The organism is Myroides sp. NP-2 (genome assembly GCF_014145665.1).
Taxonomy (GTDB): domain Bacteria; phylum Bacteroidota; class Bacteroidia; order Flavobacteriales; family Flavobacteriaceae; genus Flavobacterium.
On record NZ_JACHTD010000007.1, the window covers coordinates 151,337 to 171,062 of the forward strand.

Below are 19,726 nucleotides of genomic sequence, written 5' to 3' on the forward strand. Positions count from 1 at the left end.
AATTCTTTGATTAATACAATTATACCTTTGCCTTTTTTAAGGTAGTGCAACCGCCCTTCTTTTACTTTTGTAGCCTTAAAACAACAATTCACTTATGCTTAGAGAAGCTACAAACCAAAGAAAAAAGCTAGCAACAATCTTAGCTTTTAGTTCAATTCCTCTATCTGGATTTGTAACGGATATCTATTTGCCTTCTTTTCCGTCCATGGCCAGTGATTTGGCAATTACAGAAAAAGAAGTTCAGCTAACCTTAACCTGTTATTTGTTGAGCTACGGAATTTCTCAGCTCTTTGTCGGAAGTATTCTAGACAGTATTGGTCGATATAGACCTCGTCTTATTGCCTTGTTATTCATAGCACTATCCAGTACGCTTATTGCCCTTACAAACGACATTTTTTTGATTTGCCTCTTGCGCGTCGTTCAGGGAATCGCAATCTCTATCTTAGTGGTAGCGACCCGTGCCATTTTTATGGATATTTATGAAGAACAACAACGCATTCACTACCTGAGTTACTTTACTGTCGTCTGGTCCTGTGGTCCTATTCTAGCGCCCTTTTTAGGCGGTTATCTCGATGCACTTTTTTCTTGGCATGCCAACTTTTACTTCCTCTCTATCTATGCTGTCGTTCTGTTTATCCTCGATCTACTCATCAGTGGAGAAAGTATTGCTGAAAAGAAAAAATTCAACTTGAGTCAAACTTTACAGCTATATAAAATCATGTTGAGCAATCAAAACTTTATCCTGGGCATTTGCATCTTGGGAATGAGTTATTCCATCGTAATGATCTTCAATATTGCTGGTCCTTTTATTATAGAAAACACCTTCAATCAAAATGCCATTGTCATTGGCTATTGCACGCTCTTGTTGGGGTTTTCGTGGATGTTAGGAGGAATCATTGGCAAAAAGCGAATGCACCTGTCTTTCCAACAGCGCACAACGCGTCCAATTTTCGTTCAGCTTGCCTTGGTAGTCGCCTTGCTAGCAGTGAGCTATTACGTTGAGAATTTGTATCTGTTGATGATGGGTTTATTCTTCATCCACATCTGTTCGGGTACTTTATTCAACAATTTTTTCACGACCACAATGCTCGCTTTCCCCAACAACTCTGGAACTGCAGGCGGACTAATGGGCGGATTAACCTACGTAATTACTTCGTTTACGAGCTTTGTTATTTCATCATCTGGGGCAATTGACACTCCATTCCAACTCACATCCCGCTATAGCGTGATGATTTTATGCTTGTTATGCTTGATTTTATACGTCGTTCACCTCAACAAAAAAACACAATAGTCCATAGGAAAAAACAACTCATTCTCCAGTGAAATACGTACCTTTGCACCCGCTTAGCCCTAGATGACTCTATCACAGGCTAAGCGGTTTTAGTAGTTTAACAATCTGTATTGCCTATTATGGGACTAAACAACAAGTTTCTAGGTTTTTCAGCGGCTATTTTTGCTGCTGCCCTTTGGGGTGTTTCAGGAGCATTTGCTCAGTTCTTATTCAATGAGAAAAATTTCAATGCCGAATGGTTAGTTACCGTTCGCCTATTAATTTCTGGATCGATTATGCTCGCACTGGGAATTATAAAAGGCGATAAAGACGTTTGGCATCTTTGGAAAAATAAAAAATACGCCGTTCAGCTTGTCGTCTTCAGTTTCTTCGGGATGTTAATGGTTCAATACTCCTACTTTATTACCATTTTTCACTCCAATGCAGCAACAGCAACAGTGCTTCAATATATCGGTCCTGTTTTTATTGCAATATACTTGGCAATCCGTCTAAAAAAATGGCCAAAACCCATTGAAATACTTGCCATTGGTCTGGCGATGTTAGGTACCTTCTTACTCGTTACCCATGGGGATATAAACAGCTTGACCATTACCCCTACTGCATTAATTTGGGGAATTATTTCTGCTATTGCCTTGGCGGCTTATACTGTTTTACCGGTGCATTTATTGAAAGAATACAGTCCTATTGTCATTATTGGTTGGAGTATGTTACTTGCTGGAACAGGCATAGCCCTTGTTTATCCTCCGATGCAATCTCCAGGTATTTGGGATATGGAAACCTTTTGGGCTGTTGGTTTCATCATCTTATTTGGCACCTTAATTTCCTTCTATATCTTCTTAGATGCCATCAATAACATCGGTCCCCAACGCGCAAGTTTACTCGCTTGTGCCGAGCCTTTATCCGCAACCTTAATCGCTGTGTTTTACTTTGGCGTTGAGTTTGAATGGCTGGATTGGTTGGGCAGCAGCTGTATTATCTTTACAATCTTACTTCTGACTAAAATCAAGAAAAAAGAAATACCGGAAAGTTAAGACCAATAGTGCTTGATCACAGCGAGCAAGCGCTGTTGAACCAAGACCAACCAGCTAGTTCTAAAGATGAGTACTCCCCCAAAAATCAAGATAAATCCAACGCGAAAAACTAGCGTTAACAAGTAATTGGTTCCCATTTCAGGAAGATAAAACCCTACGCCTAGCATCAAGATCATGCTTGCGAATAGTTTGGCAAACTGCCAATCAAACGGCCAAAGTCTCATCTTGATGTAAATAAAGAACATCTTCCCTAAGTTAAACAAGGTGAGCGAGATGAGCGATGCCAAACCAACACCAAAGATTCCGTAACTCGTCTGGGTTAAGAACCAAAGATTCATTCCAACATTCAACACCATTAACAGGAGAATCGCAATCAGATTAAAGCGATAGTATTTGGAATAGGAGATAATTTCCGAATTAAATCCCGTAGACATATTCAGAACCCCATTTATCCCCAATAAATAGATGATGGGAATTGAGGGAGCTAGTTTATCATAAGTGGGCAACAATCGAAACAATGATTCGATTCCTACAGCTACACAAGAAAACAACAACATGCCGATAAAAAACATCACCCGAGCCACTTCTTTATACTTTTCATTGAGTTTTTTAAGCTGGCCTTGTTTGATAAGATCCGAAATCACTGGTGCATATAAGGCAAACACACCTGTTGCTGGAATTGCTAGTGTTGAGGCAAGTGTAACACCAATATTATACGTTCCGTTGGCTTCATAAGAAATAAAGGATGGAATCATCAACGAGTCTACGCGAAAGGCAAAAAAAGATCCAAAACTCCCTGCAAAGGCAAACAAACTATAGGCATAGTACTGCTTCTTCTTGACTTGATCAAACAAATCATCGTAGTTCTTGTGAATCGCATAGGGATATAGTTTGTAAATATAGCCTCCGATTACTGCAGTAATAACCACATAACTAACAATATACCACACCAACCCTTGATCAATGGTCATCGAGGTGTAAATCGCGAGGATAAAAATTGTAGGAAGTGCTATTTTGGGAATTATTTTCTCAAAAAAAGTAGGAAAGGAAATTTTTTGCAGATTTGTAGCTTGCCTGCGAAACAGTTCGATATACGCCATAGCAATCGCCAATGGAAAGGCAAATGCCACGTATGTAAAGGAGGAGTCTTTGTAGAAAAAGTAAAGCACAACCAGGGAAAGTCCCACCCAACCCGTCAATTTCGCTAAAGAAACAAGGCTGTAACTGAAGAGTTTATGCTGTAATTTTTCTGTCAACTGAGGGTAAAAATTAATTAATGCATGGGTACTTCCCAATACAATAATGGGATACATAATCTGGGCACAGGCATCGACAAATCGAATAATTCCCAGCATTTCTTTGTCTTGGGGATAGATTAAAACCGTTGAAACAACGCCTATCAATACCCCTAAATAATTAATTAGCGTAAATAAAAAAGCTTGCTTGGTTGAAATACCATTCCCCATGATACGTGTTTCTTTGATTCTAATCTACAAATATACTGGCTATTCGATGCACAACTACATTTTTTTATATTTTTGTGTGTTTGGTTCGAGGATGATCGTTTTTCCTTCGATATTGTGCCTGTAAATGTATAATTCCATGAAGTATATCGTACTTATTCCCGCTTATAATGAAGCAAATTATATCGAAAAAACCTTGCAGAGTTTAGCTGCACAAACGCTTCTTCCAACATGGGCATTGGTGATAAACGACGGTTCTACGGATCAAACGGCAGCCCTTGTAGCCCAACTGACTCAACAATATCCGTGGTTACACCTGTGTACCAAAACCTCTCAAGCCATACACTTGCCTGGGAGTAAAGTAATTCAAGCCTTCAACTATGGGTTGACGCAACTTCCCGAGACTCTTACCTATGATTTTATAGTAAAACTAGACGCTGATTTAATACTGCCGCAACATTATTTTGAAGCAATCGCTGTCGAATTTCAGCAAAATAAACAATTAGGAATGGCTGGTGGTGTGGCTTTAATCGAAAAAGACAAGCAGTGGATTGTCGAAAATCTTACCGATAAAGATCACATCCGCGGAGCATTTAAAGCGTATCGAAAAGCGTGCTTTGAGCAAATCGGCGGACTCCAACCTGCTATGGGATGGGATACCGTAGATGAATTGCTCTGTCGCTATTATCAGTGGGAAATTTGCGTACGCCAAGACTTACAAATCAAACACTTAAAACCCACCGGCGCCCAATACGACAAAACAGCACGTTATAAACAAGGAGAAGCTTTCTACCGCTTACACTACGGATTAACCCTAACCCTCATCGCCAGTCTAAAACTAGCCATGAGAAAAAAGAAACCCCTGCTCTGCCTCGATTATATCCGAGGCTATTTTATAGCAAAAGCAAAGAAAATGCCATTTTTAGTCAACCAAAAACAAGGCAAATTTATTCGCCAATACCGATGGATCAAAATAAAGTCCAAGCTGTTTTAGTACTTTTTTAGATTTATAAACCTAAAAAATCATTTGTAATTGGTAATTTAGCCGATATTTATTTTTTATGATAAAAACTGGATTAACAAATATTGGTCAATACTTTATTATGCTGAAAGAAATTTTTAGCAAAATGACCAAATGGAAAGTAATGAAGGAGCTAATCTTCAAAGAAATAGACGATTTAATCATAGGTTCTTTGGGTATTGTGTGCTTTTTATCTTTTTTCGTTGGTGGTGTTGTTGCGATTCAAACCGCTTTAAACTTAACCAATCCTTTAATTCCAAAATACCTGATTGGATTCGCCACTAGGCAATCTGTTATATTAGAATTTGCCCCTACATTTATCTCCATCATTATGGCAGGAAAAATGGGCTCTTTTATCACCTCTAGTATTGGTACAATGCGTGTAACTGAACAAATTGACGCCTTGGAAGTAATGGGAGTTAGCTCGCTAAACTATCTTGTATTCCCTAAAATGGTAGCTGTTTTACTCTATCCATTCGTTATTGGAATTAGTATGTTTTTAGGTATTCTAGGCGGTTGGTTTGGAGGAGTAATGGGTAATTTTGTAACTTCTGAACAATTTATCATAGGACTACAAGATACGTTTATTCCTTTTCACATTACGTATGCTTTTATCAAAACAACGCTTTTTGGTTTCTTACTTGCAACAATTCCCTCTTTCTTTGGGTACTACATGAAAGGCGGTGCACTTGAAGTAGGAAAAGCCAGTACTACTGCCTTCGTTTGGACTAGTGTGGCTATTATCCTAACCAACTATATATTAACCTCTCTCCTTTTAAGTAATTAGCAAGATGATTGAAGTAACAAACATAGAAAAGTCTTTTAATGGTTCAAAGGTGTTGAAGGGAATTACAACCACATTTGAAACAGGAAAAACAAACCTAATTATAGGCCAAAGTGGTTCTGGAAAAACCGTATTCCTAAAAACTCTTTTAGGTATTCACGCCCATGACAATGGACAAATCCTATTTGACGGAAGGGATTATGCCGAAATGAATAAAAATCAACGTCGCGATCTGCGTACCGAAATTGGAATGGTATTTCAAGGGAGTGCGCTTTTTGACTCGATGACAGTAGAAGAAAATATCGCTTTTCCCATGCGCATGTTTACCAATAAAAGCGACAAGGAAATCATGCACCGCGTCAATGAAGTAATTGATCGCGTAAAGCTAATTAATGCCAACAAAAAGAAACCTTCTGAAATATCTGGAGGAATGCAGAAAAGGGTAGCCATTGCGCGTGCCATTGTAAATAATCCTAAGTATTTGTTTTGCGATGAACCCAACTCTGGACTTGATCCTAAAACGGCAATTGTCATTGACAACCTCATCCAAGAAATTACCCATGAATACGATATCACTACTGTAATTAACACCCACGACATGAACTCCGTATTGGAAATCGGAGAACACATTGTCTTCCTAAAAAATGGCGTATTAGCTTGGTCAGGAACAAATAAAGAAATTATACAAACAGACAATGAAGATGTTGTCGATTTTGTTTACTCCTCTGAACTGTTTAAAATGGTTCGCGAAGCAATCCGACACCTAGGGTCTAGTAAATAGGCGATAATTATACGTGATAGGAAATAAGTGAACATTAAATTTTCAATATAAAGAAGAACTGCTGTGATAAGCAGTTCTTCTTTTTTTTTGCTAGGGTTGTTCGTTGCTCGTTGTTCGTTGCTCGTTGCTCTTTGCTCTTTGCTCTTTACTCGTTGTTCGTTGTTCGTTGCTCGTTGCTCGTTGCTCGTTGCTCGTTGCTCGTTGCTCGGTGCTCGTTGCTCGGTGCTCGTTCACCACTCACCTTCACCACTCACCTTCACCACTTACCATTCACCTTTCTTATTTTAGATTAAGTGTATTTCGCTGTAGGCAAAGTATCTTTGAGTATAAATAAAAAGGATATGAAAACAAAAAATATTGAACAAATCGCAGCACCAAGACCTGCACATTTTGTAGGAGATGGTTTCAGAGTACACAATTTTATCCCAGGTATTCCAGGCATGAGTATGCAACGCATGGACCCTTTTATCATGTTCGACTACAACTCCAAATACCACTTTGGACCCAGTGAAATACCACGCGGGGTAGGCGTACATCCACACAAAGGATTTGAAACGGTAACTATTGCTTATAAAGGGAGAGTAGAGCACGGAGACAGTAGCGGAGGAGGAGGAATTATTGGCGAAGGCGATGTACAATGGATGACTGCTGCTTCTGGAGTTTTGCACAAAGAGTTTCACGAAACAACGTGGAGTAAAACAGGCGGTGAATTTCAAATGGTACAACTATGGGTGAACCTTCCCGCAGAAGCTAAAAAAGGAGCACCGAAATACCAAGCCATCGAACAAGCACAAATGTCACAATATCCATTGGAGCACGACTTGGGATTTGTTGAAGTAATTGCTGGAGAATACAAAGGAGCTAAAGGTCCTGCCTCCACTTTCACCCCTATTCATATGTCTAACCTAAAAGCCAAAACAGGCGCATTGGTTTCTTATGACTTCCCTATGGAATACAACACCCTGTTGCTCGTCTTAGAAGGTACAATTAACGTCAATGGCAGAGCTGTGCTTCAAGATCACGTTGCCGTGATGGCACACGATGGGGAAGAGTTTACCATAGAAGTAACCGAAGATGCTGTTGTATTAGTCTTATCAGGGCTTCCAATCAAAGAACCGATTGCTCACTATGGCCCTTTCGTAATGAACACACAAGAAGAATTACTACAAGCATTTGACGATTTTAATACTGGGAAGTTTGGAACTTGGAATTAATTACAAAAAAAGGTGTTGTTCAGCAATACCTTTTTTTATTCAACTATTTTCTCAATATGTGAATTATTTTACTTTTGTAAATAAAATATATGCGTCAAATAATCGCTAAACAAGGTGGAATTCGTTTAATTTTAGGGTTGTTCACACTAAGTCTTTTGAGCTGTTCACAAAAAAGCACAGAGAAGGAAACAGCCGTATCATCCCAACACCAGGTAGCTGTATCTAGCACAGCTGTAGAAGAGCAGCATACAACAGCAGAACAAGAGGATTTTAAATTAATAGGTACTTCCCCAGCGCTTTATGCTAGTTCTGAAGAAACCTTATTGAACATGCTAAATGAAGCAGATCAATTGCGCTTGCAAAAAGCCATTCAGATCCTTTCAAATCAAGTAGCCGAAACCATAGACTTGTATACAGAAGATGATGATATCGATTTCGACAAATGGCATGCTGCCTATTGTAAAAAAGTGCATGGATTAACTTTTAACACAATGGTACAAGCAGCCGAACAAACGTTAAAGGATATTAAAAATAAAAATATAACGCATTTACAGGAAGAAATAATGGATTTAAAAAACAATCCTGCGGAAAATCAAGAAGAATCGATGCTTTTTCTACAAGAAGAACTCGAAAAAGCGAAACAATTGCCCGCTACCCTTGATGCATATATTTATTCAGAGGCTTGTTTTTTTTGATAATCCTATATTTTCCCCTCACTTTTATATTAATTCCTCAACAAAAAAAGATTCAATTCAAAATAGATGATTTTTTCTTTTTTTATTTGTTAATATATTAGTTTTTAACTATATTTGAATTAACCTTTTAACCTAAAAAGATAATCTGCTAGTTAAATTCTGAGTATTTTAATTGGCCTCCAAAAGTAAAAGTAAATTCCCTAGTGGATGAGAAGATAAGTTGAAAAAAGAAAAGTGATGTTGTTAAGTGTGAAAAAAAAGAGTTCCAAATTAAATTGGAACTCTTTTTCATTTTATGCTATGCTAGTAACCCTGCTCTTCGCAATAATGCTTCAGGCATCGGTTCTTGTCCTCTAAATTTTTTGTACAACGTCATAGGATGATCTGTACCACCTTGAGATAAAATAGCATCTTTAAACGCTTTAGCTACCTCCTTGTTGAAAATACCTTTTGTTTGAAAATAAGCAAATGCATCCGCATCTAAAACTTCCGCCCATTTATAGCTGTAGTATCCTGAAGAATATCCTCCTTGAAAAATATGTGAAAAAGAAGTACTCATCGCGTTTTCAGCTACATCTGGGTATTGTTGCGTTTCCTTAAATTGCTCCAACTCAAAAGCCTTTAAATTGGTAATCTTCGTTGGATCTTGTCCATGCCACCCCATATCTAAAAGACCAAAACTCAACTGACGTACTGTGGCCATCCCTTCTAAAAAGGAAGCACTTTCTTTAATTTTATTGATATATTCCATCGGAATTACTTCACCTGTTTGATAGTGCTTGGCAAATAATTCCAAGGTTTCTTTCTCGTAACACCAATTTTCTAAAATCTGACTTGGCAGCTCGACAAAGTCCCAATACACATTCGTCCCTGATAAGGCAGGATAGGTCGTATTAGCCAACATTCCGTGCAAAGCATGTCCAAACTCGTGAAACAAAGTAGTAACCTCGTTAAACGTCAGCAAAGAGGGCTTTGTAGCTGTTGGTTTGGTGAAGTTACAAACAATAGATACATGTGGACGCTCATTAACCCCATTCAAAATGTACTGATTTTTGAAGGACGTCATCCATGCGCCATTTCGCTTTCCTTTGCGCGGAAAGAAATCCGTATAAAAGACAGCGACAAATTCTCCTTTTTCATCCCATACCTCAAACGTACGCACTTCTTGGTGGTATTTGTCAATATCAAACACTTCAGTAAACTGCAATCCGAACAATTTAGCCGCTACTTGAAAAGCGCCATCTAACACATGTTCCAATTGGAAGTATGGTTTTAACACCTCATCATCTAAATTAAAGCGCTCTTGTTTAAGTTTTTCTGCATAGTAACTACCGTCCCATTTTTGCAATTGATCAATGCCGTCAAGCTTTTTAGCAAAAGCAGTTAATGTTTCGAATTCACTAGCAGCTGCTGGTTTTGCTTTTTGTAGTAAATCGTTTAAAAAGGTATTTACTTTGGCAGGTGATTCTGCCATGCGTTCTTCCAACACAAAATCTGCATGTGTAGCATAGCCTAAGATGTTGGCACGTTCGTGTCTCAATTGAGCAATTTTTAAAACATGCCCCTCATTGTTGTATTCGTTAGCTTTAAACGCTTTTGCTCCCGCAGCAATAGCCAATTCTTTGCGCAATGCTCTATTTTGTGCATAGGTCATAAAGGGAAGGTAACTTGGGTAATCCAACGGAAAGATCCACCCTTCTTTACCTTCTTGTTTTGCCAAAGCCTCTGCCTCTTCAATAGCCCCCTCTGGCAAGCCTTTTAAATCTTCCTCATTGGTCAGGTGCAGTTGATAGTTATGGGTTTCAGCCAATACATTTTCACCGAATTTTAGTGCAGTCGTTGCCAATTCAGCATCAATTGCTCTAACTCTATTCTTTTGTTCATCAGAAAGTAAAGCGCCGTTGCGCACAAAGTTTTTGTAGTTTTTTGTCAACAGCGTCTGTTGTTCCGTTGTCAAGTTTACTTGATCCATTTGATCATATACCTTCTTAACACGTAAAAATAGGGCTTCATTCAACAAAATATCATTTCCCAATTCCGAAAGCAAAGGCGCTACTTCTTGAGCAATCTGTTGCATTTCATCGTTGGTTTCTGCCGAATTTAAATTGAAAAAAATACTCGCCAAGCGATCGAGTTCCATACCCGAAAAAGCTAAAGCTTCTATTGTATTGGCAAAAGTAGCCGGTGCTGGGTTCGAAGTAATCGCATCAACATCCGCTTTTGATTGGGCAATTGCTTGATCAAATGCTGGTTTATAATCCGTAATTTTTATCTGTGAGAATGGTGCTGTACCGTGTTTTGTAGTAAATGGTTTACTAAAAATAGCCATAGTGATCTAGTTTTTATTTGTTCTATAAAAATACAAATTTATTCAGCGTTTGGACACAGGATAGCAAGTCTTAACATCCTATTACCATAAAAAAAGGGCTCTTGTGTCAAGAGCCCTTTGCTGTATTGAATAAACTAAAATTATGCGTTTACTTCTTGTACGGGTTGAACGGGTAAATCCGCTTTTGTCAAGAATGAAGTTACTTCTGCATCCATTTCAGCTATTGTTTTCTTAAACAATTCGAATGCCTCGAACTTATAGATCAACAAAGGATCTTTTTGTTCGTGAACAGCTAATTGAACAGACTGTTTTAATTCGTCCATTTTTCTAAGGTGTTTCTTCCACGCCTCATCTAAAATTGACAATACAACATTCTTTTCAAAGTCGTCGATCAAACTCATACCTTCTGTTTGGTAGGCAGTTTCTAAGTTTGTCACTACGTTCATGGTTTTCATACCATCTGTAAATGGCACAACAATACGCTCGAAATTATTGTCTTGATTCTCGTAAACATTTTTGATTACTTTGAATGCTTCCGCTGCACTGCGCTGACATTTTTCGCGATAAGCAGCAAATGCTTTCTCGTATAAACGATTTGCAAGTGTTACTACGTCGTCTTTGTTGAATTGATCCTCTGTTACTACATCGTTGATTCCAAAGTTGCGGATCATATCCATATCCAAGTTCTTGAAGTCATTCGCCAATTTGTTGCTTTCGCTGATACGCTCACATAAATCGTACATCATATTTGCGATATCTACCTTCAGACGATCTCCGAACAACGCGTGTTTTCTACGTTTGTAAATTACTTCACGTTGTGCATTCATTACGTCATCATATTCTAATAGGCGTTTACGAATACCAAAGTTGTTCTCCTCTACTTTTTTCTGTGCTCTTTCGATAGACTTAGTCATCATCGAGTGTTGGATCACTTCTCCGTCTTCCAACCCTAATCTATCCATGATCTTCGCTACACGCTCTGAACCGAATAATCGCATAAGATTGTCTTCTAAAGACACGTAGAACTGAGAACTTCCTGGATCTCCTTGACGTCCTGCACGACCTCTTAACTGACGGTCAACACGTCTTGAATCGTGGCGTTCTGTACCAATGATGGCTAATCCTCCTTTGTCTTTCACCTCTTGAGAAAGCTTAATATCCGTACCACGACCTGCCATATTTGTTGCAATAGTCACAATACCTGGTTTTCCTGCTTCTTCAACAATTTGAGCCTCTTGTTTGTGTAGTTTCGCGTTTAATACGTTGTGTTGAATACCGCGCATTTTTAACGATCTACTCAACAATTCCGAAATCTCCACCGAAGTAGTACCGATTAATACCGGACGTCCTGCTTGTGATAGTTCTACAACATCGTCAATAACGGCTTTGTATTTCTCACGCACTGAACGGTAAATTTTATCTTCTTTATCCTTGCGCGCAATTCCTCTGTTGGTTGGAATTTCAACTACGTCCAATTTGTAGATTTGCAAGAACTCTCCTGCTTCTGTAATCGCCGTACCAGTCATCCCTCCCAATTTTTTGTACATGCGGAAGTAGTTCTGTAGGGTAATCGTAGCAAAGGTTTGTGTAGCTGCTTCGATTTTTACGTTTTCTTTAGCCTCAATCGCTTGGTGTAATCCGTCAGAATAACGACGTCCATCCATAATACGACCTGTTTGCTCGTCAACGATTAAAATTTTGTTGTCAATAACCACGTATTCCGTATCTTTTTCAAATACAGTATAGGCTTTCAACAACTGATTTAACGTGTGAATACGCTCGCTTTTCACACCAAAATCTTGAAACAATCGCTCTTTGGCAATAGCCTCATCTTCTCTTGATAAGTTTTGGCTCTCAATACGAGCTACTTCTGTTCCAATATCCGGTAAAACGAAGAAGTTCTCATCTGTATCTTGCGATAAAAACTTGATCCCGTTATCCGTTAATTGCACTTGATTGTTTTTCTCTTCAATTACGAAGTACAACGCCTCATCCACTTTATGCATTTCTCTATTGTTGTCTTGCATATAGTGATTTTCCGTTTTTTGAAGCAATTGCTTCACCCCTTCTTCACTTAAGAATTTAATAAGGGCTTTATTTTTTGGTAAACTTCTGTAAGCTCTTAGCAATAAGAAACCACCTTCTTTTGTATTTCCTTCGCGGATTAATTTTTTGGCGTCTGCCAAGAAGTTATTCGCCAATTTTCGTTGAATCTCAACAAGGTTTGACACTTTTGGTTTTAGCTCGTTAAACTCATGACGATCCCCTTGTGGAACAGGACCCGAGATAATCAATGGCGTTCTAGCGTCATCGACTAATACTGAATCGACCTCATCGACGATAGCATAGTTGTGGACACGTTGCACCAATTCTTCTGGCGTATGAGCCATATTGTCTCTCAAATAATCGAAACCAAATTCGTTATTTGTTCCGTAAGTAATATCCGCAGCGTAAGCAGCTCTTCTACCTGGAGAGTTTGGTTGGTGATTGTCAATACAGTCTACGGTCATTCCGTGGAATTCGAATAAAGGTGCTTTCCACTGGCTATCCCTTTTGGCAAGGTAATCATTCACAGTTACTAAGTGTACACCGTTTCCTGTCAATGCATTCAAGTATAAAGGCAAGGTAGCAACTAATGTTTTCCCTTCCCCTGTTTGCATCTCGGCAATTTTCCCTTGGTGCAATACGATACCTCCGATTAACTGAACATCGTAGTGAATCATATCCCAAGTTACTTCTTTACCAGCTGCAGACCACTTATTGGCCCATTGGGCTTTTCCGTCAACAATGGTTACATACGGTTTGTGATCAGCAAACTCCATATCTTTTTCAGAAGCTGTAACCTCTACCGTATCGTTTTCTTTGAAACGCTTTGCAGTTTCTTTTACCACAGCAAATGCCTCAGGCAAAATGTCCATCAATACTTTTTCAGTATTGTCATACGCTTCTTTTTCTAAGCTATCAATACTTGCGTAAATAGCTTCTCTTTTATCGATATCTTGAGTCTTCTCGATTTCTTCTTTGTACGAAGCTATTTTCGCATCTTGATCGGCTCTAGATTGTTGAATCTTCTCTTTGAAATAGATTGTCTTTGCTCTTAATTCGTCATTTGACAAAGCAGATAAAGACGATTCATACGTTTTAATTTTTTCAATTAGAGGCTTTATTTCCTTGATATCTCTTTCCGATTTATCGCCGACAAAAACCTTTAATATGGTATTTATAAGACTCATAGGTTTATATGTTTTTTACTCTTTTTTCACTTGCTAAAATAAACAAAAAAAAGCCTTGTAGAAGGCTTTTTTCTATATTAATACTCATCCTCGTTCCAAAGATAATCTTCGTCCGTAGGATAGTCTGGCCATATTTCTTCCATAGATTCATAGATTTCTCCTTCATCTTCGATGGATTGTAAGTTTTCAACTACTTCAAGGGGCGCACCTGTTCTAATAGCGTAATCTATCAACTCATCTTTAGTCGCAGGCCATGGAGCATCACTTAAATAAGATGCCAATTCTAATGTCCAATACATCTCTTAACCTTTTTTAAATTTTATTGCAAAAATAAATTTTATTATGAAATAAGCAAGCTTTTTTCATAGTATTTCACTAAGTTTAAAGAACGTCTTGCTTTTTTCACAACAAAAAATCGCGGAATTCAGTGGGTTTACCCCTGTTTTTCAGGCATCCATTTTACTTCCTCTACACTTAAGTCAAAAGTCAACTTTCGTGCCAACACAAAAAGATAGTCAGAAAGTCGGTTGATATACATCAAAATTTCTGCTTCTACCGCTTCTTCTTGGCTTAACTGTACTGACAAGCGTTCTGCTCTACGACAAACACAACGCGCAATATGACAGAATGACACAATTGTATGACCACCTGGTAAAATAAAATGTGTCATAGGAGGCAAATCTTGCTCCATACGATCGATTTCACGCTCTAAAGCATCGACAGTTTCAGCGGTTATTTTCGGGATATTTAGGCGTTCTTTGCCGTTTTTTAAACGTGCTTTTTGGGGATCTGTCGCCAACATAGCTCCTAAAGTAAATAGATCGTGCTGAATAGCGAGTAAAGCTTGTTGTTCTAGGTCAGGAATATCCTGATCGCGAATCAAGCCAATATAAGCGTTCAATTCGTCTATGGTGCCGTAGGATTCAATTCGAATATGATCTTTAGGAACTCGTGTTCCCCCGAATAAAGCCGTAGTCCCTCCGTCGCCAGTCTTGGTGTATATTTTCATTTTAACAGTTGTTTGATCCAACGAGCAAAATACAATACTTTGGGTAAACTAACGCGTCTTTCTTCTATTTTATTCGCTGATCACTTTCGATAACCCCATCGCGCAAGCGAATAATGCGGTGGGCGTGCGCTGCGATATCTTCCTCATGGGTCACGAGAATCACTGTATTGCCTTTGCTGTGAATTTCGTCGAATAACGCCATAATTTCAATAGAGGTTTTCGTATCTAAATTTCCCGTAGGTTCATCGGCTAAGATAATAGAGGGATTGTTGACTAATGCACGTGCCACAGCTACACGCTGTCTTTGTCCACCAGAGAGTTGATTGGGGTGGTGATCCATGCGATCCCCTAAGCCCACCATATGCAAAACAGAAGTAGCGCGTTCCTTGCGCTCATCTTTCGATTTTCCAGCATAAATCATCGGTAAAGCCACGTTGTCCAAAGCCGTAGTACGCGGCATCAAGTTGAAGGTTTGAAAAACAAAACCAATGTCTTTGTTGCGAATTTCTGCCAATTGATCATCATCTAATCGACTGACGTCCTTGCCATTTAAACTATAATAACCCGAAGTAGGCGTATCCAAACAACCTAAAATGTTCATCAACGTAGATTTACCCGATCCTGAAGGCCCCATCAAAGCGACGTAATCTCCCTTTTCAATTTGTAAATTCACCCCTTTCAAGACTTTTACCGTCTCAGATCCCATTTTGAAGTCGCGCTTAATATCCTGGATATCAATAATTAATTCTTTAGACATAATCCTCGTATTTTCTTTCATATAAGTGTCTAAAAACGTCATTTTGTTACACGCGCAACAAACGGAATATGCGGTCCGGTTGTAAACGCAAGGTAAAATGCTGTTTCAGCTGTTCTTTTCGCTTGAAAGCCACTCCGAAATAATAGAAATCTAAAGTTACAATCATTTCTTCGGATGCCACTACTTCTTGCCAATATTTTTCGACGGATGCCTCCTTCCCTCTTCGATCGATGATCCAAAACGAATCATTGTGTAGCAAAGAGCTAACCGTAGCTATACTAGGCCAAGATGACGCTGTTGTACCATTGAAAATAAGACAATCATAGGGCGTCGTAGATTCGCGTTGAAAAACAACCATATCTCGGTTGGTCTTTGTGCTCAAAGCTTGTTTATCTAGTACCCCAATATAGTGCGGCTCAAAGTACACAAGCAAACGGTCAATGAACTGCTGCTTTCGCGATTGCCCTTTCCAACGACGATCCGAAGGATAGAGTCCACGAGTCAGTAAATTAAACACAAAAGGCGAATGTGTGCCGTGTTCGTTATTTGCAGTAAACCAAAATTGAAGGTAATCGAGAATCATAAGGCAAACAATTATTCGTTGTCGCATAAAAATCTTGCACGACAAAGGTAATTGTTCCTTTGGGTAATTGAGGTCATTACATAAAACATTTCACATAAAATGCTCAAATTATATAAAAAACCCTACACAAATGTGCAGGGTTTTCCGATGCTACGGATTTGTCATTCCTGCCTTCATCTATTCAATCTAACGCACGGATTGCCACGCGATCGGGTTCCTATAGGTAGATAGGTAAGGGTTTGTAAGGGGTTTGTAAGGGGTTTGTAAAGGGTTTGTAAGGCAAAATGGCCTAAAACCCTTGTAAACACTAACTATCCCCTTACAAACCCTTTACAAGTGCTTTTCCCACCTGTGTCAAAATACTTAAATTCAACTGGTTATGATTTTATTATTTCGGAAAATAATGGAAAAGAGCTCTTTTTTATCCAAAAAGTGGAAGAAAACGGAAGAGGGTATTGCAAGTTACATTCGACTTGGTCCGATGGTGCGGATTGCAAATCCGAACCATCGGAGCATTGCATAAAAAAAACCCTACACAAATGTGTAGGGTTTTCTTTGTTGTGACGATGACAGGATTACTTTGTTTTAAAGTAACTTATTAGTATTTAGCTATTTGTGTTTTTAATATATCTATTTTGCACGATTTTTGCCCGCAGAAAATATAATTAATATTGCTCTTATTAGTTATAAATAAACAAATGTTACTGTTTATTAGTTATGCTTAATTCGCATTGTAAAGCTTTTAAGAATAACTCTAAAGTGTCTAAAGAGAACGACCTCTTTCCGCTTTCGTAATTTGATATTTGAGCCTTTTTTGCAGGATCTCCCCAAATTAATACAGCAAGCTCTTCCATAGTTAAACCAAGTTCAATTCTACGAGCTTTTAATTTTAAGGCAATTTCTTCTTTTAACGACATAATTTTAATATTTTTGTAATTGCAAATTTTAATAGGGTTAAAATTAGCAGACATGTTTCCCAGCGATGTGTGGTAACTCGCTGGGATTTTTTTATTGAGTAAATCTAAAGATTATTTTTTAATTCGTAATGTAGAAAATAATAAAAGCAGTTTATTGACTTGCTAAGGTCTTTGGTTTATACTTGATAGTGTATCTTTTCTATTCTGTGTTTATTGTTGTTTAGTAGATTAATAATTTCATCATGATGTTTAGATGATTTATTGTGTAAACCTCTTGACTGAACAATTTGCATTTTATTTAAGTCTAGTTCAATTGTTTCTACACTTAAACCGTTTATTTCTGCCTTTAGAATAAGCGAATTTTCTTTATTATAGTATTTGTTAGATAATATACAATGTTTATGTATTTCAGCTTCTTTTGTAAAATCTTCTATAGATTTCAAAGGAACTATTTTTATACCTTTTCCTTTTATCTCGAGATTAAAGAATTTTCCTTTTTCTTCTTTGAATTTTTTAAGTGCTTCTGCATCTTCTAGAGCCTGTTGTATTGCTTTTTGTCTTATGCGTTTAGTTTCTTCTTTATCTCTTTTTCGTTGTACTACTTTTAAAACTTTATCGTGTTCTTTATGTAAGTTTTTAGGGCAAACAATAATTGGATTGCTTAGGTCTTTTCCGAGTTCTTTTACTAGCTGTAAATAATCTCTATAGATATCTGCTTCTTTTATTTTATACTTGTGGCGGATGCAAATTTTTAAAGCTTTCCAAAATTCACGTATTTCGTTATCTTGAAACCTTTGAAAAACATTGTGGTAATTTGCTTTTAATAAGGTTTCAGCTTGTGGCATTCTTCTAGCTGTTAAGTATGTAGTTTCTAATGAACCAACTATTTTATGCGTAATTCCGTATTTAACATATTCGTCTTTAAACTTTGAATTTTTGCAGTATAATTGGATATAAGGCTCATATTTCTTCCAATAAGTTTCCTGTCTAATCTCTAAGTTTCCACTAAAGCAGTAAGGTGTTTCAAGCCTTGCGTAAATTACTTTTTTACCTTTTTCTTCGTACCAATTTTGACAAATTTCATTAAAGTAAAATCGTGGCTTTTCTCCTTTTTTGCAGTATTTAGCGAGTTCAAAAATTCGAACTACTTGAAAGTTGTAATTATCATATTTTACAATTTCTGTAAAACCAAAAATTTGATATCTAGTGTTTAATGTTCTTTTGTTGGAAGCTTCAATATTTAATTTAGCTTTGCAATTTGGACAAATAATACTTTTCTTCTTGCCTAACAAGTTAACGTCAATATCGTTTCCACATTCTAAGCAAAACGCTTTGTTTTTAGTTCTGTAACAATACTTTTTAAATAAACCTTCAAAAGCATATTGTTTTTGCTCTTCTGTAATGGTTGATAATCTATTTTGTAAGAAATCAACTGCAATTTGAATTTTTGTTCTTGGTTTCATAGATTATAGATTAAGTTCCATTTGAATTTGAGTGTTGTCTGTTTTTTTAACTTGCTTTGGTTGGGGTTTAACAGTTTTTATTGGCTCGGTTGTTTTTTGGGGTTTAACTTCTTCTTTATGATTAACTACAACTTTACAAGAAATTTTCTTACCAATTTTAATATCATCTTCATCATAGTAATGCACAGCCATTGAAAAAATTTCATCATCTGCAAAGCCGTTGCAACCAGATTCTTTAACTTGGTTTAAAATATATGTGATGCAGTCGTCTATATTTTTATTTTCCTTTGCGTAAGTTGTTGCAAAAAGAGTATCATTTTTTGCCCTGTTATCTAAATGACTTTTAATAATATTTGTAAATGTGTTTGATGCTTTCATGTGTGGTAAATTTAATAGGGTTAGAGAAGTGCCCACATTGGGCACTTATATTTTTAGTTCCAAAGTCTTTTTGCTATTTCAAACTTTTTGGTAAGTTCGTTTACTTCTTTCTTTGCATAAGTAAGAGAGAAAGAGTGTGTTCTCTCGTATTTGCCACTTTTTAAACCTTCATGCCTTTCTTTTGCTTCTTCTAGTTTATACTCATAGTATTCTAAACTTTCGGGCATTGATAAATTAATTTCATTGGCTTTACTTTCCCAATACTCAGCTTTACTTAAATAATCGTTTGCTTTTTCTGAAAATTCAACACTTTTGCCCATCCTATTCCAATTTCTTTCAATAAGTGCGCGGTGTCTTTTTTCGCTATGATGCCCAATTTTAATTGGTTCAGCTAATACAAGAAAGTCGTGCCCTTCTTTTGAAGCTTCGTAATACTCTGTACTTTTCTTTTCTGCTGAATTTGCCCAATTTTCATATTTAGTAGCTTTGTTTTTTGCTCTTTCTTGAATATTAAAACCATCAGCACGAACAAAAGAATAAAAGTAAAAACCATCTTTTGTATAGATTAAGTTGTATATAATTACTTCGTTTTCCTTTCCGTATTTAGTGGTTAGTTTTATTAAGCTTCCTTTTTCGTGTTGTTCTGTTGTTTTCGCTAAAAAAACATTTGGACAGTATTTACTGTAAGTATTCATTGTGGTAAAATTTATAGGGTTAAAAAAATATTCTTGATACTTGAAAAGTGAAGTAAACTATTGCAAAAGCTATAAATCTGTA

The 19,726-nt window shown here is 37.4% G+C and carries 19 protein-coding genes; 7 read left to right on the forward strand and 12 right to left on the reverse strand.

Annotated features, from left to right (window positions below; translation table 11 throughout):
* Positions 1–94: 94 nt before the first annotated feature.
* Entirely contained in the window at positions 95–1,291 is a 1,197-nt protein-coding gene (locus tag H4K35_RS08870; RefSeq protein ID WP_182627126.1) for an MFS transporter, read from the forward strand.
* Positions 1,292–1,410: 119 nt separating this feature from the next.
* A complete protein-coding gene (locus tag H4K35_RS08875; RefSeq protein ID WP_182627128.1) occupies positions 1,411–2,322 on the forward strand; it encodes a DMT family transporter in 912 nt (303 codons plus the stop codon).
* Here H4K35_RS08875 and H4K35_RS08880 read toward each other — a convergent pair.
* A complete protein-coding gene (locus H4K35_RS08880; RefSeq protein WP_182627130.1) occupies positions 2,319–3,788 on the reverse strand; it encodes a lipopolysaccharide biosynthesis protein in 1,470 nt (489 codons plus the stop codon). The two genes, H4K35_RS08875 and H4K35_RS08880, sit on opposite strands and share 4 nt — an antisense overlap.
* A 136-nt stretch (positions 3,789–3,924) precedes the next feature.
* Here H4K35_RS08880 and H4K35_RS08885 point away from each other — a divergent pair, with 136 nt between their 5' ends.
* The 3 genes from H4K35_RS08885 (at position 3,925) to H4K35_RS08895 (ending at position 6,371) form a co-directional block, all read left to right on the forward strand.
* Positions 3,925–4,779, forward strand: coding sequence for a glycosyltransferase family A protein (locus H4K35_RS08885; RefSeq protein WP_182627132.1), 855 nt, complete (start codon positions 3,925–3,927; stop codon positions 4,777–4,779).
* 67 nt (positions 4,780–4,846) lie between these two features.
* Positions 4,847–5,593 (forward strand): ABC transporter permease, encoded by a 747-nt coding sequence (locus tag H4K35_RS08890; RefSeq protein ID WP_182627134.1) that lies wholly within the window; start codon positions 4,847–4,849, stop codon positions 5,591–5,593.
* A gap of 4 nt (positions 5,594–5,597) precedes the next feature.
* Positions 5,598–6,371 carry an ABC transporter ATP-binding protein gene (locus tag H4K35_RS08895; RefSeq protein ID WP_182627136.1) on the forward strand — a complete coding sequence of 258 codons (774 nt, stop codon included), beginning with the start codon at positions 5,598–5,600 and terminating at the stop codon, positions 6,369–6,371.
* 90 nt (positions 6,372–6,461) lie between these two features.
* On the opposite strand, the gene H4K35_RS08900 is transcribed toward H4K35_RS08895, so the two are convergent.
* Complete coding sequence (locus tag H4K35_RS08900; protein WP_182627137.1) at positions 6,462–6,605, reverse strand: hypothetical protein; 144 nt, start codon at positions 6,603–6,605, stop codon at positions 6,462–6,464.
* Between the two features lie 107 nt (positions 6,606–6,712).
* On the opposite strand from H4K35_RS08900, the gene H4K35_RS08905 reads away from it, so the two are divergent.
* Positions 6,713–7,585: a pirin family protein gene (locus H4K35_RS08905; protein WP_182627139.1), complete on the forward strand. Its 873-nt coding sequence runs from the start codon at positions 6,713–6,715 to the stop codon at positions 7,583–7,585.
* Positions 7,586–7,674: 89 nt separating this feature from the next.
* Positions 7,675–8,280 carry a hypothetical protein gene (locus tag H4K35_RS08910; protein WP_182627141.1) on the forward strand — a complete coding sequence of 202 codons (606 nt, stop codon included), beginning with the start codon at positions 7,675–7,677 and terminating at the stop codon, positions 8,278–8,280.
* Positions 8,281–8,578: 298 nt separating this feature from the next.
* Here H4K35_RS08910 and H4K35_RS08915 read toward each other — a convergent pair whose 3' ends face one another.
* The 10 genes from H4K35_RS08915 to H4K35_RS08960 all read right to left on the reverse strand — a co-directional run bounded on the left by H4K35_RS08915 (position 8,579) and on the right by H4K35_RS08960 (position 19,644).
* On the reverse strand, positions 8,579–10,609 hold the full coding sequence (locus tag H4K35_RS08915) for a M3 family metallopeptidase (protein ID WP_182627143.1): 2,031 nt from the start codon (positions 10,607–10,609) through the stop codon (positions 8,579–8,581).
* 140 nt (positions 10,610–10,749) lie between these two features.
* Positions 10,750–13,842 (reverse strand): preprotein translocase subunit SecA, encoded by a 3,093-nt coding sequence (secA, locus tag H4K35_RS08920; protein WP_182627145.1) that lies wholly within the window; start codon positions 13,840–13,842, stop codon positions 10,750–10,752.
* A 77-nt stretch (positions 13,843–13,919) separates the two neighbouring features.
* The gene (locus H4K35_RS08925; protein ID WP_002986941.1) at positions 13,920–14,141 is read right to left on the reverse strand and encodes a DUF2795 domain-containing protein; all 222 of its coding nucleotides are present in this window, start codon (positions 14,139–14,141) and stop codon (positions 13,920–13,922) included.
* Between the two features lie 134 nt (positions 14,142–14,275).
* The gene (locus H4K35_RS08930) at positions 14,276–14,851 is read right to left on the reverse strand and encodes a cob(I)yrinic acid a,c-diamide adenosyltransferase (protein WP_182627147.1); all 576 of its coding nucleotides are present in this window, start codon (positions 14,849–14,851) and stop codon (positions 14,276–14,278) included.
* A 64-nt stretch (positions 14,852–14,915) separates the two neighbouring features.
* Positions 14,916–15,608 carry an ABC transporter ATP-binding protein gene (locus H4K35_RS08935; protein ID WP_220497673.1) on the reverse strand — a complete coding sequence of 231 codons (693 nt, stop codon included), beginning with the start codon at positions 15,606–15,608 and terminating at the stop codon, positions 14,916–14,918.
* 46 nt (positions 15,609–15,654) lie between these two features.
* Positions 15,655–16,191: a hypothetical protein gene (locus tag H4K35_RS08940; protein ID WP_182627149.1), complete on the reverse strand. Its 537-nt coding sequence runs from the start codon at positions 16,189–16,191 to the stop codon at positions 15,655–15,657.
* A gap of 701 nt (positions 16,192–16,892) precedes the next feature.
* A complete protein-coding gene (locus tag H4K35_RS08945) occupies positions 16,893–17,108 on the reverse strand; it encodes a helix-turn-helix domain-containing protein (protein ID WP_182627151.1) in 216 nt (71 codons plus the stop codon).
* 176 nt (positions 17,109–17,284) lie between these two features.
* Entirely contained in the window at positions 17,285–18,571 is a 1,287-nt protein-coding gene (locus H4K35_RS08950; RefSeq protein ID WP_182627152.1) for a PcfJ domain-containing protein, read from the reverse strand.
* A 3-nt stretch (positions 18,572–18,574) separates the two neighbouring features.
* Positions 18,575–18,949 (reverse strand): PcfK-like family protein, encoded by a 375-nt coding sequence (locus H4K35_RS08955; RefSeq protein ID WP_182627154.1) that lies wholly within the window; start codon positions 18,947–18,949, stop codon positions 18,575–18,577.
* Between the two features lie 53 nt (positions 18,950–19,002).
* Positions 19,003–19,644 (reverse strand): DUF3560 domain-containing protein, encoded by a 642-nt coding sequence (locus tag H4K35_RS08960; RefSeq protein WP_182627155.1) that lies wholly within the window; start codon positions 19,642–19,644, stop codon positions 19,003–19,005.
* Between the last annotated feature and the right edge of the window lie 82 nt (positions 19,645–19,726).